Annotated in this window: 15 protein-coding genes and 1 tRNA gene; 3 read left to right on the top strand and 13 right to left on the bottom strand. The window is 58.1% G+C overall.

The window, feature by feature from the left end:
- Positions 1–29: 29 nt before the first annotated feature.
- The 3 genes from ACKZ62_RS21475 to ACKZ62_RS21465 form a co-directional block, all read right to left on the bottom strand.
- On the bottom strand, positions 30–530 hold the full coding sequence (locus ACKZ62_RS21475) for a methylated-DNA--[protein]-cysteine S-methyltransferase (protein ID WP_447095803.1): 501 nt from the start codon (positions 528–530) through the stop codon (positions 30–32).
- 99 nt (positions 531–629) lie between these two features.
- Positions 630–962 (bottom strand): hypothetical protein, encoded by a 333-nt coding sequence (locus ACKZ62_RS21470; protein WP_032888505.1) that lies wholly within the window; start codon positions 960–962, stop codon positions 630–632.
- Positions 963–1,087: 125 nt separating this feature from the next.
- Complete coding sequence (locus tag ACKZ62_RS21465; protein ID WP_447095802.1) at positions 1,088–1,981, bottom strand: LysR family transcriptional regulator; 894 nt, start codon at positions 1,979–1,981, stop codon at positions 1,088–1,090.
- Positions 1,982–2,076: 95 nt separating this feature from the next.
- Between ACKZ62_RS21465 and ACKZ62_RS21460 the strand changes: the two genes are divergently transcribed.
- On the top strand, positions 2,077–3,240 hold the full coding sequence (locus tag ACKZ62_RS21460; protein ID WP_447095801.1) for an MFS transporter: 1,164 nt from the start codon (positions 2,077–2,079) through the stop codon (positions 3,238–3,240).
- Positions 3,241–3,324: 84 nt separating this feature from the next.
- On the opposite strand, the gene ACKZ62_RS21455 is transcribed toward ACKZ62_RS21460, so the two are convergent.
- The 7 genes from ACKZ62_RS21455 to ACKZ62_RS21425 form a co-directional block, all read right to left on the bottom strand.
- A complete protein-coding gene (locus tag ACKZ62_RS21455) occupies positions 3,325–3,630 on the bottom strand; it encodes a DUF6482 family protein (RefSeq protein WP_032888511.1) in 306 nt (101 codons plus the stop codon).
- Positions 3,631–3,651: 21 nt separating this feature from the next.
- Positions 3,652–4,176, bottom strand: coding sequence for a DUF3833 domain-containing protein (locus ACKZ62_RS21450; RefSeq protein ID WP_447095800.1), 525 nt, complete (start codon positions 4,174–4,176; stop codon positions 3,652–3,654).
- A 183-nt stretch (positions 4,177–4,359) separates the two neighbouring features.
- Positions 4,360–4,433 (bottom strand) — tRNA-Gly (locus ACKZ62_RS21445).
- Between the two features lie 122 nt (positions 4,434–4,555).
- Positions 4,556–5,440 carry an alpha/beta fold hydrolase gene (locus ACKZ62_RS21440; protein WP_095184060.1) on the bottom strand — a complete coding sequence of 295 codons (885 nt, stop codon included), beginning with the start codon at positions 5,438–5,440 and terminating at the stop codon, positions 4,556–4,558.
- Between the two features lie 306 nt (positions 5,441–5,746).
- The gene (locus tag ACKZ62_RS21435; protein ID WP_447095799.1) at positions 5,747–6,439 is read right to left on the bottom strand and encodes a pseudouridine synthase; all 693 of its coding nucleotides are present in this window, start codon (positions 6,437–6,439) and stop codon (positions 5,747–5,749) included.
- Positions 6,429–6,641 carry a cysteine-rich CWC family protein gene (locus tag ACKZ62_RS21430; RefSeq protein ID WP_099601364.1) on the bottom strand — a complete coding sequence of 71 codons (213 nt, stop codon included), beginning with the start codon at positions 6,639–6,641 and terminating at the stop codon, positions 6,429–6,431. Before ACKZ62_RS21430 ends, ACKZ62_RS21435 begins: the two co-directional genes overlap by 11 nt.
- A 67-nt stretch (positions 6,642–6,708) precedes the next feature.
- Positions 6,709–8,331 carry a methyl-accepting chemotaxis protein gene (locus ACKZ62_RS21425; protein ID WP_447095798.1) on the bottom strand — a complete coding sequence of 541 codons (1,623 nt, stop codon included), beginning with the start codon at positions 8,329–8,331 and terminating at the stop codon, positions 6,709–6,711.
- 307 nt (positions 8,332–8,638) lie between these two features.
- Between ACKZ62_RS21425 and ACKZ62_RS21420 the strand changes: the two genes are divergently transcribed.
- Positions 8,639–9,013 carry a hypothetical protein gene (locus ACKZ62_RS21420; RefSeq protein WP_095184064.1) on the top strand — a complete coding sequence of 125 codons (375 nt, stop codon included), beginning with the start codon at positions 8,639–8,641 and terminating at the stop codon, positions 9,011–9,013.
- A gap of 54 nt (positions 9,014–9,067) precedes the next feature.
- On the opposite strand, the gene ACKZ62_RS21415 is transcribed toward ACKZ62_RS21420, so the two are convergent.
- On the bottom strand, positions 9,068–10,180 hold the full coding sequence (locus ACKZ62_RS21415) for an enoyl-CoA hydratase/isomerase DspII (protein WP_447095797.1): 1,113 nt from the start codon (positions 10,178–10,180) through the stop codon (positions 9,068–9,070).
- Between the two features lie 136 nt (positions 10,181–10,316).
- Here ACKZ62_RS21415 and ung point away from each other — a divergent pair, with 136 nt between their 5' ends.
- Positions 10,317–11,009 (top strand): uracil-DNA glycosylase, encoded by a 693-nt coding sequence (gene ung, locus ACKZ62_RS21410; RefSeq protein WP_032888523.1) that lies wholly within the window; start codon positions 10,317–10,319, stop codon positions 11,007–11,009.
- Between the two features lie 11 nt (positions 11,010–11,020).
- Here the strand turns inward: ung and ACKZ62_RS21405 are convergent, their stop codons facing one another.
- Both ACKZ62_RS21405 and ACKZ62_RS21400 read right to left on the bottom strand, forming a co-directional pair.
- On the bottom strand, positions 11,021–11,872 hold the full coding sequence (locus ACKZ62_RS21405; protein WP_122755723.1) for an HNH endonuclease family protein: 852 nt from the start codon (positions 11,870–11,872) through the stop codon (positions 11,021–11,023).
- Positions 11,869–13,179 (bottom strand): AAA family ATPase, encoded by a 1,311-nt coding sequence (locus tag ACKZ62_RS21400; protein ID WP_179179410.1) that lies wholly within the window; start codon positions 13,177–13,179, stop codon positions 11,869–11,871. The genes ACKZ62_RS21405 and ACKZ62_RS21400 overlap by 4 nt, the downstream gene beginning before the upstream one ends.
- Between the last annotated feature and the right edge of the window lie 20 nt (positions 13,180–13,199).

Below are 13,199 nucleotides of genomic sequence, written 5' to 3'. Positions count from 1 at the left end.
ACACATGTGTACGATTTTGTCGCGTAATCCTAGAACGCCAATTGGGCCTGGCCGGTGCCTTCCAGCGTGAGCAAGTAGTGTTTGGCTTCCAGTCCACCGGCAAATCCGGTCAGGCTGCCCGCCGCACCAATGACCCGATGGCATGGGGCAACGATCGAAATCGGGTTTCGCCCATTCGCAGCGCCGACGGCGCGCACGGCTTTGGGGTTGCCGATCTGCCGGGCGATCTGGCTGTAACTGCGGGTTTCGCCGAAAGGAATGGTGAGCAACGCCTGCCAGACCTGCTTTTGGAACTCGGTGCCGTTGAAATCCAGTTCCAGCTCGAAGGTGCTGCGCGTGCCGGCGAAGTACTCCTGCAACTGGCGCTCGGTCTCCAGCAGCACCGGATTCTGGTTGGCCTCGTGCAACTCCCCCAGGCGCACGCGGTTGGCGCGTTCTGTCTCCCAGAGGATGGCGCTTAGCTTGCCATTGCGCGCCACCAGGGTGAGTTGGCCGACGGGGGAGGGCATGAGCTTGTATTCGTAGGGCATGGTTGAGGTCCTCGTCAGGCCGTGTCGATACGTGATCGAGACTGTAGCTCCCTGCGCTGCACTGGAAACTACGTTTCTTGCGATCGAATTCTTCAGGGCTTAGAAATTCCAGTACACCCAGTTGGTGTAATGCGGATACGCGTAGAGCCACACAAGATAAAACACGGCTTTAAGCAGTGAAGCTGTCCCCATTGCGATCAATGAGATGCCATTCAGCAGGGTGACGATCAAGGCGAACAGGGTGACTCGTCGGGTTGCATGACGATGGGCTAGCCGTAAGCCGTAGACCGATCCGGCCATGACGCCCAGTGCCAGCACCAGTCCTAGAGGGAATGGCAACCGTACAAACGAGATCAGCAGGGGTAATACCAGCACCCAGCCGAGTATTTGGCGCAATAGGGGCTTTGGTGTGGCTTGTCCAGGTTCAAGCATGGCTGTGGTTCCGCATTTCTGGCCGACCAACCGGGATTGTCGGGGCACTTGTTATTTGCCGCTGTCAGGCATTGCTGACATCAGGCGAGCGATCCTGTGAGGTGTGGCGAGGTTTTCCGCAGGTGTTACCGGTTATGGGAGATCCCAACGATCACGCTGAGGAAGGCCTCCACCAGCACGCTTTTTGTTTCAGCCGGGGTCAACACTAACAACTGCGCGTAAGCATCCCCCTCGACCAACGGCCTGTACGTCACGCCTTTGTTCATCAAGCTCTGCGTGCATTCCGGTACCAACGCCACACCTTGGCCGGCCGCCACCAGCGCAATGATCGAGGTGATCTGCCGCCCAGTCGGCCCAAGGTGCAGGCGCACGCCGTGGTATCGGTAAAGCTGTTCGATGGACTGGTTAAGCCCCGAGCCATAATCCGCCGGAAATAATATCAACGGGTAGGCACTGAGCTGCGCCAGGCTGACCTCGGCCAGAGTCGCCAGTGGGCTGTCTTTGGACACTGCCGCCAGTAAGCGCTCTTCTGCGAGGGATAGCGCCTGCACTTCTGGACGTTGCGGCACCATGCGGCTCAACCCGATATCCAGCCGCCCATCCGCTACCTGAGCACACAGGCTGCCGGAGGCACTTTCGACCAGCGTCAGCTGCACATCCGGAAATTGCCGGGCAAAAGACTGGATCGCTTGGCTGAACAGATCTGACAGGGCGATTGAGCTGGCATAACCGACGGACAGTTGTCCGGCGGTACCCGCAGCCAATTTGTCTGCGATCGCTTGGGCCAAGTCCACCTGTTCCAACACCCCGCGTGCGTAGGGCAGGAACGACCGGCCTTGGGCGGTGAGCGTCACGGTGCGGCTGGTGCGATCAAACAGTTTGAAACCCAACTGCGCTTCCAACGCTGAAATCTGCCGGGTCAGCGGTGGTTGCGCGAGGTGCAGGCGAATGGCTGCACGGCCGAAGTGCAATTCTTCAGCGACCGTCAGAAAGTAACGCAGCTTGCGTAGGTCGAGCATCCTGATCCTTGGGTATCAATCGGTCTGAATTCGGTATTGGTTCCAGACCTGCCGGCCATTCTATAAAGACCTTTCAAAATAAAACGAGAGGTTTCATGAAGCCGCGTCTGCATTGTGCCCGCCTTGCCCTGTTCCTGTGTGGCTGTGCGGCATTTCTCAACCTGTATGCGACCCAGAGCATCCTCCAGACCTTTGCCGCGCAGTTTCATCTCAGCGCCAACGCAGCGGGTTGGAGCATCACCGTGACTACCTTGGCCGTGGCAATCACTGCACCGTTTGTCAGCCGTGTGACCGGGCGTTTCGAGCAACGCACGGTGATCTGCGTGGCCGCGTTGCTGCTGGCGGTGCCGACACTCATGACCGCCTATGCCGACAGCTTTGCTGAAGTGCTGGTGTGGCGCTTCGTGGAGGGCATGGTGATACCCGTGGTGTTTGCCACCAGCGTGGCCTACATCGGCGACCGTTGGCGCGGTGGCAACGTCACCGAAGTCACCAGCCTTTATGTCGCGGGCACGGTGTTGGGCGGGTTTGCCGGGCGTTTTGTCACGGGGGTGATGACTGAATATGTAGGCTGGCGTGAAGCCTTTGAGTTACTGGCGGTGTTGAGCCTGATGGTCGGCGGGTTTATCCAGTTTCTGTTGCCCGCCAATCGTGCGCGAGTGGAGCAGGGCAGGGCTTCCTTTACGAGTGTTTTTCGCAAACCGTTATTGGCTGCGTACGCCGTAGGCTTTTGCGTGTTGTTTTCCCAGGTGGCGGCGTTTACCTACGCAGGTTTGTACCTCGGCTTACCGCCGTTCAACCTTGGGTCTGCGGCCTTGGGGACGCTGTACATGGTGTTTTTGCTGGCGCTGATTGTGATTCCTATCGCCGGCCGCCTGAGCAAGGCGCGTCCACATGCCCAATTGCTGACGGTCGCTGCCGTACTTGGCGTCAGTGGATCGGCCCTGACGCTGGTGCCCTCTCTGTGGTGCATCGTGACGGGCCTGGCCCTCAGTTCCACTGGCGTGTTCCTCGCCCAGGCCGCGGCCAATGCCTTCACCACCGCGACGGCGCGCGACAACAAGGCGGGTGCCGTCGGCGTATACCTCACGTGTTACTACTTGGGGGGCAGTTGCGGTGCGATTGTCCCAGCGCTGATTTGGGAACGATGGGGCTGGGCGGGTTGTGTGGTGCTGATCATCGTGTTCCAACTGCTGACCTTGTTGATCGCGCTGACAGGTTGGCGACCCTGCGAAACTGTGCGAGGTCTGCCGTCGTGATGTTGCCTGCCAGCCGTCGAGGGGCGTTGATTACTGAGTGCAGCGCTCACGCCAAGCGGGACGAGAGCCAAACACGCAACGATCTTAAAGGGTTGCACCCAGCGAAAATGGAATGCGTAACGCCCCGATAGCGCCCTCACGGATGCCACACATTTCGTCATGGGCGCACTGTTGCACCAGCACACAGGGAAATGGCGGAACACCCTGCAACAGGTCGCGCAAATGCGTGCTGGACCGCAGCCGCAGTGTCTTGCCGTTATCGTCCAGTAATGTGATGTCGACCTGATCCAGTTTCACACGAGCGATATAGAAACCGCCCTCCAGGGACAGCAACTCCAAACTACGTATTTCACCTTTCTCGGCCAGTTGGGTCAGCTTTTGTACATTCATGGTTCACCCTACCTTTGGGGGTTATTGGCGACGAAAGAACAACGTGACCTGGCCCCATTCCACGCCGAACTTGGTCATGCTCGACCGGTTGATCATCGTGTCCTCGTCCATCAGGTACATCCAATCGTCAAAGCTCACCTCGTATACCGAGCCCTCCACCGGGAGGTTGAGCCGGTAGCGCCAACGCAACGCGTTCCCGGCGACCTCGCCGATGGCCTCGCCGACCACATCACCGGCCCGTCCGCGCCAGCGTCCCGGGCCATCGGGCGTAAGGGTCCACACACGGCGCTGGCGAGTGCCGTCGCTGTACAGGAATTTTTCGTCGAGAATTAATTTGTCGCCCTCGCGATGGCTGGCGATATCCACTTCAAAACGCTTGGCGACTTCGCCCGAGCGTTTCTCAAAGATGCCCCAGGCCTTGACGGGTTTGCTGAAGAAGCGCTCAAGGTCCAGCTGTGGCTTCTGGTCGGCGTAGTGTTCGACCTCCACATGGCTGCAACTCGCCAAGCTCAACGCCAGCAACAGTGAAACCAGCAGACGCGTCATTGCGCGGCTCCTTGATCGTGCGAGGCGTGGTGCCAGCGCTCCAGTGTTGATAGTTGTACAGAATTTTATATTTGTACAGGTTTGCGGACGAGAAAATCCTGGGCATAAAAAAACCGGCCTCAAAGGGCCGGTTTCTTGGGCATCCCCCGCCAAAACGATAGTGGCGTGGGTGCTATGTCTGAGTGGAGCGGGTAGAGGGAATCGAACCCTCGTCGGAAGCTTGGGAAGCTACTGTTCTACCATTAAACTATACCCGCTCAGAGCGGCTGACTTTGTACCAGATGTTCACATGGATTTGAAGTTTTTCTTTGAAAATGTGCAGGTTGCGGCGAAGGCGGCTGATCCTTCGCCACAACGAGCCAGGCCATGAATCATCATTTCAAATCGCAAATGCATGCTGTGCCTGACTTTGGTGATAACGCAATCGGCTGACCTGCCGCTCCGGTTTCAAAAAGCCCACCACCGCCTCCCGGCTATCTTTACACGCTGCCTTATGCTCCATGTCCAGAAAATGCCCCGTCGCCTGGATAGTGCTGAAGCTGCTGTTGGCCACGTAGTTGCCAAACTGCCTGGCGTCCTGAGCGCTGGTGTATTCATCCCATTCGCCGTTCAGGAACAGCACCGGAATATCGATCGCCTTGGCGGCCTTGAGGTAGCACAGTCGGTCGCTGGTGAGCACTTGGCTGATGTGAAAGTGCATCTGCCCGTATTCGTGCTCGGCCAGGCTGCTCACGTGTTTGTAGTTGAAACGCTTGAACAGCGATGGCAGGTGTTTGCCGATGGTGCTGTTAACAAGGTGGCCGACGCGGTCGCGGTCAAGGTTGCCGAGGTAGTCGACACCCCGCTCCAGATAGTCGCGCATGGGTGCGTTGATCACCGGGGAGAACGAGCTGATCACGGCCTTTTCCACGCGGCGAGGGCGCTGGGCGAGGGCGACGAGTGTGGCGGCGCCGCCCCAGGAAAACGACAGCACATGCTCGGCGGCAAAGTGGTCGATGAGTTCCAGGAGGATCTGGCCTTCGACTTCTTTCGTCAGCATCTGCTCATGACGGTTATGGATTTTTGAACGGCCGGCGTAGGGCTGGTCGTACAAAACCACGTTGAACTGCGGGTGCAGGCTTTTCACGGTTTGGGCGAAGGATGCCGTGGTGGCCATAGAGCCGTTGACCAGAATGATGGTCTTTTCAGCCTCGTCCGCGCGATAGAACTCCGTGTAAACCCGATACTGACCCTGTATATCCAACACAGCGATTTCTGGCCTCATGTCGTAAGACTCCTGGCAAGCGGGTAGGGCGCGCAGATAACTCTGCACGAGCTTTGTGACAGGTAGGCATACGCCTGAAAAATGAAGGCCCATGTCGGTCCGGTGACGGCTGGCCGACGGGTGTTGTTATGGCGGGCTGTTTGCCTGGAAGGCCCGTGGAATAAAGCGCGGGCGTGGGCAAGGTGTTTCTTGGAGGTTATAGGCGACTCGCCAGTCATATTTAAACTGGTGAGCTTGATTCAAGCACAGACTCGGGATGTCGCAAGGCCTATAAATGGGTTTTTGCCATCACCGGCTGAACGGTCATCAGACCTGGAGGATTTCCTCAAGCGTCAACGGCCGATATTCGCCCGGCGCCAGTGCAGCATCCAACTCAAGCGGTCCCATACGTTCGCGATGCAAGCTGATCACCTTGTTATTGAAGTGCCCGAACATGCGCTTCACCTGGTGATAGCGGCCCTCGATGATGCTCAGCCGCGCGGTCGTCGGCCCCAGCAGCTCCAATTCGGCTGGCTGGGTGGTGAGGTCCTCAAACGCAAAATACAGGCCCCCCGCGAACGTGGTCGCGTACTCGGCGCCAATGGCCTGTTCAGTGGCAACGAGATAGACCTTGGGCAACTTGGTCGTCGGTTGCGTCAAGCGGCGCGACCACTGGCCGTCATTGGTGATCAACATCAGGCCGGTGGTGTTGAAATCCAAACGGCCGGCGATATGTAAATCCGCTTTGTCCGGCTCATGCAGCAGGTCCAGCACCGTGGGGTGTTGCGGGTCTGAGGTCGCACTCACACACCCCTGGGGCTTGTGCAGCATGAAATAACGCGCCGGTTTGCCCGCCTGTAGCACGTTGTCGTCAACGCACACGCGGCTGAATTCCCGTACGTCATGGTGAGGGTCGCTGACGATCACCCCATCGACGCTCACCCGCCGCTCTACCAATAGCAGACGCACCTGCTTGCGATTGAACTGCGCTAGGTTGCTGAGGAAACGGTCAACTCGCATCGCGGCGACGCAACTGTTCATCGACTTGGGCGCAGCGCGGGCAGAGGCAGGCTTTGTTGCGCAGTTCATCCGGCAGCGCCTCAAGCACGGCGGGGTCGATGGTGACGCTGTAGCACCAGCAGGCCTGGTCGGCCGTGCGTGGGTCGGCCAGGGTGCAATCGTTGCGGGCGCCGCAGGCGGGGCATAGGGTTGGCGTGGTCATGGCGTGGGCTGATCGGGCAAGGTTCGCTTGGCCTTGCACGATACAGCGCCAACCCACGGCAGGCTACTTACAGCTGGAACTTGCTGACCAGCACATTGAACGAGGTGGCCAGGCGTGACAGGTCCTGGCTGGAGGCGTTGGTCTGGTGGGCGCCGGCGGCGGTCTGGGTCGACAGGTCCTGGATGTTGAGCAGGTTGCGGTCCACTTCACGGGCCACTTGCGCCTGTTCCTCGGAGGCGGAGGCGATCACCAGGTTGCGCTCATTGATCTTCGCCACGCTGGCGGTGATGCGCTCCAATGCCTCACCGGCGTTCTGTGCCAGGGTCTGGGTGTTGTTGGCCCAGGTCAGGCTCTTGTTCATCGCGGCCACGGCGTCATCGGCGCCGACCTGCACTTCGCCGATCATTTTTTCGATGTCGACCGTGGAGATTTGGGTTCGATGAGCCAAGGCGCGGACTTCATCGGCGACCACCGCGAAACCGCGACCTTGTTCGCCCGCACGGGCTGCTTCGATGGCCGCGTTGAGGGCCAGTAGGTTGGTCTGGTCGGCGATGCCGCGGATCACATCGATCACCTTGCCGATTTCACGCACCTGGCCGGCAAGGTCGGCGACCGATTGGGTGGAGTCGTTGATCTCGACCACCATCGAACCCATGCCGGACACGGCCTGGGCCACTTGCTCACGGCCCTCTTCGGCTTCGGTAGTGGCTTGGCGCGAGGCTTCTGAAGTGGACACGGCGTTGCTTGCCACTTCGTCCACCGCGGCGGTCATCTGGTTGACGGCGGTGGCGGCTTGTTGGATTTCGTCATTCTGGCGGGTGAGGCCACGGCTGCTTTCATCGGTGACCGCACTCAGTTCTTCGGCGGCCGACGCTAACTGGTCAGAAGCGTTGGCGATTTCCATCAGTGTGCTTTTCAAACCACCCTGCATATCGGACAGCGCCATCAGCAGTTGCCCGGCTTCATCGGTACGCTCGGTGACGATGGCTTGGGTCAGGTCACCTTTGGCAATGCGTTGTGCGCTCTCCACGGCCTGGGCGATGGGGCGGGTGATCAGGCGGGTGATCAACACACCAATGGTGATGGCGATGATGAAGGCAAGCACGATGCCGCTGATCATCCAGGTCAACGCGCTGTCGCGCAGCTCATCAGCGGCGATGGAGCCTTCTTTGATCTGGCGGTTGTTGGACTCGATCATCACGCGGATCAAGTCGCGTGCCTGGCGGAACATTTCATTGTTGGTGCTGTTGAGCTGTGCGCGGGCCTGGTCGAGCTGATTGTTTTCGAGCATCGACATGATGCGTTCGGAGCTGCTGATGTAAGCGGGCCACAGCTGGTCGAGCTTGTCGCCTGCTGCCCGTTCGTCGTCTTCCAACGGGGTGGCGCGGTAGATCTTGTAGGCAGCCTGGCTGTTCGTGAGTTCTTTGGCGATGTCCTGGCGCACGCGGTCGCGGTCTTGCTGGGACACGTCGCCCTGGCTGGCATCCATCAACCGGTATAAGCCCCGGTTGTGGGCGACCAGGCCGTTGAGGGTGGCCGCGGTGTTGCTCACGGAAACCAGATTGTTCGAAAACGTCAGTTCGAGTGCGTTGGCGAGGCGAACCACACCCTTGATACCCAGTAAACCCACGCCCAGGGTGACGACTGCGCACAGTAGAAAGGAGAGCAACAGTTTGGTTGAAATCTTCATGGCTTAAATCCGAGGTGATATGGGTAGAGTGCTCGCGCTAGAGCCTCCTTGGCATTGTGCGATGTCATAGTGACACTATCCAATTATTTAAAGTTTCAATACATCCAAAAATGTTCCATCCAGTTAAAAACTCCGACCAATGGGCAATTTTGGGCGGATGACAAATCTGGCGGATGCAGATGTATCAATCTGTTACCAAAACGCACCAGATTCGGTTTTTGATGTCAGATATTTCGTCATTCAGTGAAAGCTGAATGCCGCCCTCCCGCGTCGCTGGAGGTGCTCTTTCGCGGTCCAGGAGGCCGCCATGTATCGACGACTGCTGCTCAGCGCTTTACTCGGTCTGACCCTTTCCGCTTGTGTGCCCTACTACGATGGAGGCCAGAGCTACTATCGATCCGAGGTCTATACCTCACCGGCGCCGGCGTATTACTACGGGGGTGGCTCGGCGTATCAATATCGCCGTGATTACTACCCGTCGCCGCGCTATTACGCACCAGCACCGCGTTACTACTCGGCGCCGCGTTATTACCAGCCGGCACCACGCTATTACCCGGCTGGGCCGAGGGCCGGTTACCGGCCTTATCCGAACCAGGGCTGGGGCGAACATGGGGGTAATGGCAGGCACGGACGCGATGGACGCGATGGAGGTCATGGCGGTGGCCGCGGCGGTCACCGTTGATCTGAGTTGAATGCAAACGGCGCAGGAAGCGCCGTTTTTTGTGGGAGAAAACAATCAGTAATCGGACAAGTCCGCCAGCGGATGGCGACCTTCCCACGCCTTATGAAAGTGAGCCTGTACCACGGCGTCCGGGACTGTATTGATATCTGGCCAATGCCAATGGGGTTTCTGGTCTTTATCGATCAACCGCGCGCGTACCCCTTCGCTGAATTCAGGGTGACGGCAGCAGTTGAGGCTCAGGGTGTATTCCATCTGGAACACTTGGGCCAGGGATAAATGCCGTGCGCGCTGGATCTGTTCCCACACAAGGTGTGCGGTCAGCGGGCAGCCTTCGCTCAGAGTCTTGCCGGCGCGGCTGAACAGCGGGTCGGCGTGGTCGCGCAGTGGGCTCAACGCTCGCCAGGCACAGCGCACATCGCCCACGTCCAGCCATTCGTCGATTTGCGCTCGGCGCGGCAGCCATTGGGCTTCGGGCTGCTGGCTGATAGCCTCTTGGGCCAGGGCCTTGAGCAGGCTGTTGAGTTGCATCGCGGTCTGTTCCTGCCAATTGAGTTGCAGCAGGCCATCAAGCAGTTCGTCCTGTTGATCGTCGCGCAGGAAACGGTCGGCCAAACCCAGGTCCAACGCGTCACGGCCGTTGATGTACGCGCCGGTGAGGCCCAGGAATAGACCGAGCTTGCCCGGCAGGCGCGACAGAAACCAACTGGCGCCCACATCCGGGTACAGGCCGATGCTGATTTCGGGCATCGCCAGGCGACTGCTCGGCGTGACGATGCGTATGGCCGCGCTTTGCAGCAGACCCATGCCACCCCCCAGCACATACCCGTGGCCCCAGCAGATCAGCGGTTTAGGGTACGTATGCAGGCGGTAGTCGAGGCGGTATTCCGCGGCAAAAAACTGTGCACCCAGGGCGGGCACTTCGCCAGGTTGTTCGAGGCAGGCCATTGCCAGGCTGCGTACCTCGCCACCGGCGCAAAAGGCCTTGGGCCCCTTACCGCGCAGCAGCACGCAGACGATGTTCGGGTCTTTGGCCCACGCATCCAGGCGATCGCTCAAGGCCAGGATCATCGGCAGGGACAGGGCGTTGAGGGATGCTTCAGCATCAAGGCTGGCGATGCCGACGCGGGCGCCGTCGCTGCCGGTGAGCTCTTCGAAGTGCAGGTTCATTGTGACCTCATTCGGGAGGGTGAAGGATCAGTATGATCGCTTCGTGGGAAAGTGCCGATGGTGTGTCAGATCAATTGACAAGCAAGGCCGGCTTTCCTAGGGTTCGCCTCATTATTTTTTACAAGACAATTCAACTATGACCGAAGGCGACCGTATCAAACTCGAACCCAGCTGGAAACACGCCCTGCGTGATGAGTTCGATAAGCCCTACATGGCTCAGTTGCGCGAGTTCCTGCGCCTGGAGCACGTAGCCGGCAAAGAGATCTACCCGCCCGGCCCGCTGATTTTCAATGCGCTCAACTCCACGCCTCTGGACAAGGTCAAGGTCGTGATCCTCGGCCAGGACCCGTACCACGGTCCCGGCCAGGCCCACGGTTTGTGTTTCTCGGTGCAACCGGGCGTGCCGACGCCGCCGTCATTGGCCAACATCTATAAAGAGCTCAAGCGCGACCTGAACATCGACATCCCCAACCATGGCTGCCTGCAAAGCTGGGCCGACCAAGGCGTGTTGTTGCTCAACACCACCATGACCGTGGAGCGCGCCAACGCCAACGCCCACGCGGGCAAGGGTTGGCAGTTCTTTACCGATCGGATTATCGAAGTGGTCAGCGAGCACCAGCCGCATTTGGTGTTCCTGTTGTGGGGCGCCCATGCACAAGGCAAGCAGAAACTGGTCGACGCCACCAAGCATTTGGTACTGACGTCAGTGCATCCGTCGCCGCTGTCCGCGTATCGAGGGTTTCTGGGGTGCGGGCATTTCAGCCGTACCAACAAGTTTCTTGAGCAGAATGGCGAGACGCCGATTGAGTGGCGGCTGCCGCCGCTGTGAGGGGGCTTGGGTTATTCCGGGAGGGCTTGCGCCAGTAAGAGAGCCATCTGTTTGGCGGCGTTGTGATCGGATTGGTAGAGCTGTCGGAAAGCGAGGTTACAAGCGGTGAACTCACTCTGGGCGCTGCATTTGAAGGTCACCAGTTGCTGTGCGACCTTTCGCGTCGCGACGTCGGTCTTGTCCGCCGCCAAGGCTTCCAGCGCAACCCAGAGCTCTATCAGTGCAAGCGCTCGACGTGAGGTGAGGTCTTCATGGTTCAGCTGGAAAAATTCGATATTGGTGACCGCCCGTTCATAGGCGTGCCCGTTTTGCTGCGCCGGAACCGCTAATACGCCATCAAAAGTAATGATCGTTTGCGGGTCGTCCACGTCAACCGTTGAGATCGGATAGAGCAGCAGCGCTAACTCGTTGCCCATTTGTGCGGGGTCGGAACCTTGCACATCTCGATGGCCGCGGATGGGGAAAAAGTTTGATTTCAGGGTTGAGTTGCAACGGGTGCAGGCAATCGCATAGTTAAAGTGATGATAAGCGAGCTTGTAGTACCCCGTTGCGCTCGCTGCGCCGGTGGCCCAGTTAAGGTGTATGGGCCAGGCCTGGATACTGGACTTGGGGCGATAGTGCTCCACTTCGTGGACTTTGCTCGCCAGCACCGAACCCTGAAGTTTGGTTTCGCAATATGCGCATTTTTCGTATTGCAGCGCTATATAGACGGTTTTTATCTGGCCCCAGAACTCAGTACCGCCGGTGTATTTACCGGCAGCCACGTAAGTTCCAGTACGTGCCTTGGCACGGCCAAGCCAGGTTTTATTCCGCTCTTTGATTTGTGCAATGAGATCTTTCTCCAGGATTGGATAACGGATCATTTCTTGACGCCTTCCCCGTTCTTTCTTCTCTTAGGCGCAGAAGTGGTCGGTGGTGACGGGGGCTGGTCGAACCCTAGGCCGGTTGCCATAAGTTTCAGGTAGTTGGCGCTGGCGTCGCGATTCCCGGAAACGGCACTGCGTGCCAGTTCGTTGAGTTTGGTTGACGTAGACTCGGCGCGAGTACTGTCCAGGCCGAAATAGGGCGAAAGCAGAATCTGTTCGGAACTCTTGCCCCTCACATGTTCGGGCAGCCGCTTTATGAGCGTCGAACCTTCCTCCTGACTCAGCAAAAAGAGGTTTTGTGACATCAATGAACCCACCACCAATGGGCTGTGGGTGGTGAAGATGAACTGAACGTTGGGTAAGGCTTTTGCCAGAGTGGGGACGACTACTTTTTGCCATTCAGGGTGTAAGTGCAGATCGATTTCGTCGACCATTACAACACCTCGCATTTCCCTTAGTTTCAGCCCTGTCGCGACACCCTGGCAGACATGAAACAGCATATCGCCTATCCAGCCAATATAAGCCCTGAACCCATCGGACAAGGCTCGGAATGGCAGCACAATGCCGTTCATTTCAAATAAGTTTTCGTTTTCCTGCACCGTTTTCTGAATTTGACAGTTCAGAGGCAGCAGATCGTTTATCAGGTTGATGACTTGGGTGTATCGGCCTTTGTTGCTTTTGGCGTATTCAGGCAGCCAATAGGACAATGGCATTAGCGTGACGTGTTCTTCGAAGAGGCTGGCAACCCGTTCATAACGGCGCAGGCGCGATTTTTTACGTGCACTTTCATCTACCCTGGCGGAGGCTTCAACACTTCTGCTCGCCCCATAACCCACAATGAAAAACGCAGGATTGTCTTCGTTGAACTGAAGAAACTCGACCGTATTCTCGATATCGCGTGGGGACACTTTGCTGCGCATGCGCTCAGTGGAGCCGAAGGAACTGATTTGGGTCTTCAGCGAAAATTGATCGGGCAGCGGGTGGTCTGTCTGCTTCGGATTTTTTTCTTCGTCAGTCGAAAGGAGCGTTGCAGTAATAGTGGCGGGAGGCGTTTTTTTTTCAGCGGCGTCAGTACGACGAACCAGGCCTTCGGAAACAAAGCCGGACCCTCCGCTGAGCAAAGGCCCCAACACCGATAATGCGACTGCACGCAATACGCTGGTCTTGCCGAGGCCGTTATCTCCCAGCAAGACATTCACGTTAGGGTATTGGATCTGTAAGTTACCTGTGGCGGGCACATTGAAGTCGAGCCCTACGGCCTTAAAAGACCGTAAGTTCTCTATCTGTAACTTTTGAATATGCATGGAATCCACCTCTTCCGAAG

The sequence above is a fragment of the Pseudomonas sivasensis genome (assembly GCF_052938085.1).
Note: the sequence above shows the minus strand (reverse complement) of the source record. Positions and strands in the feature narration are given on the sequence as shown.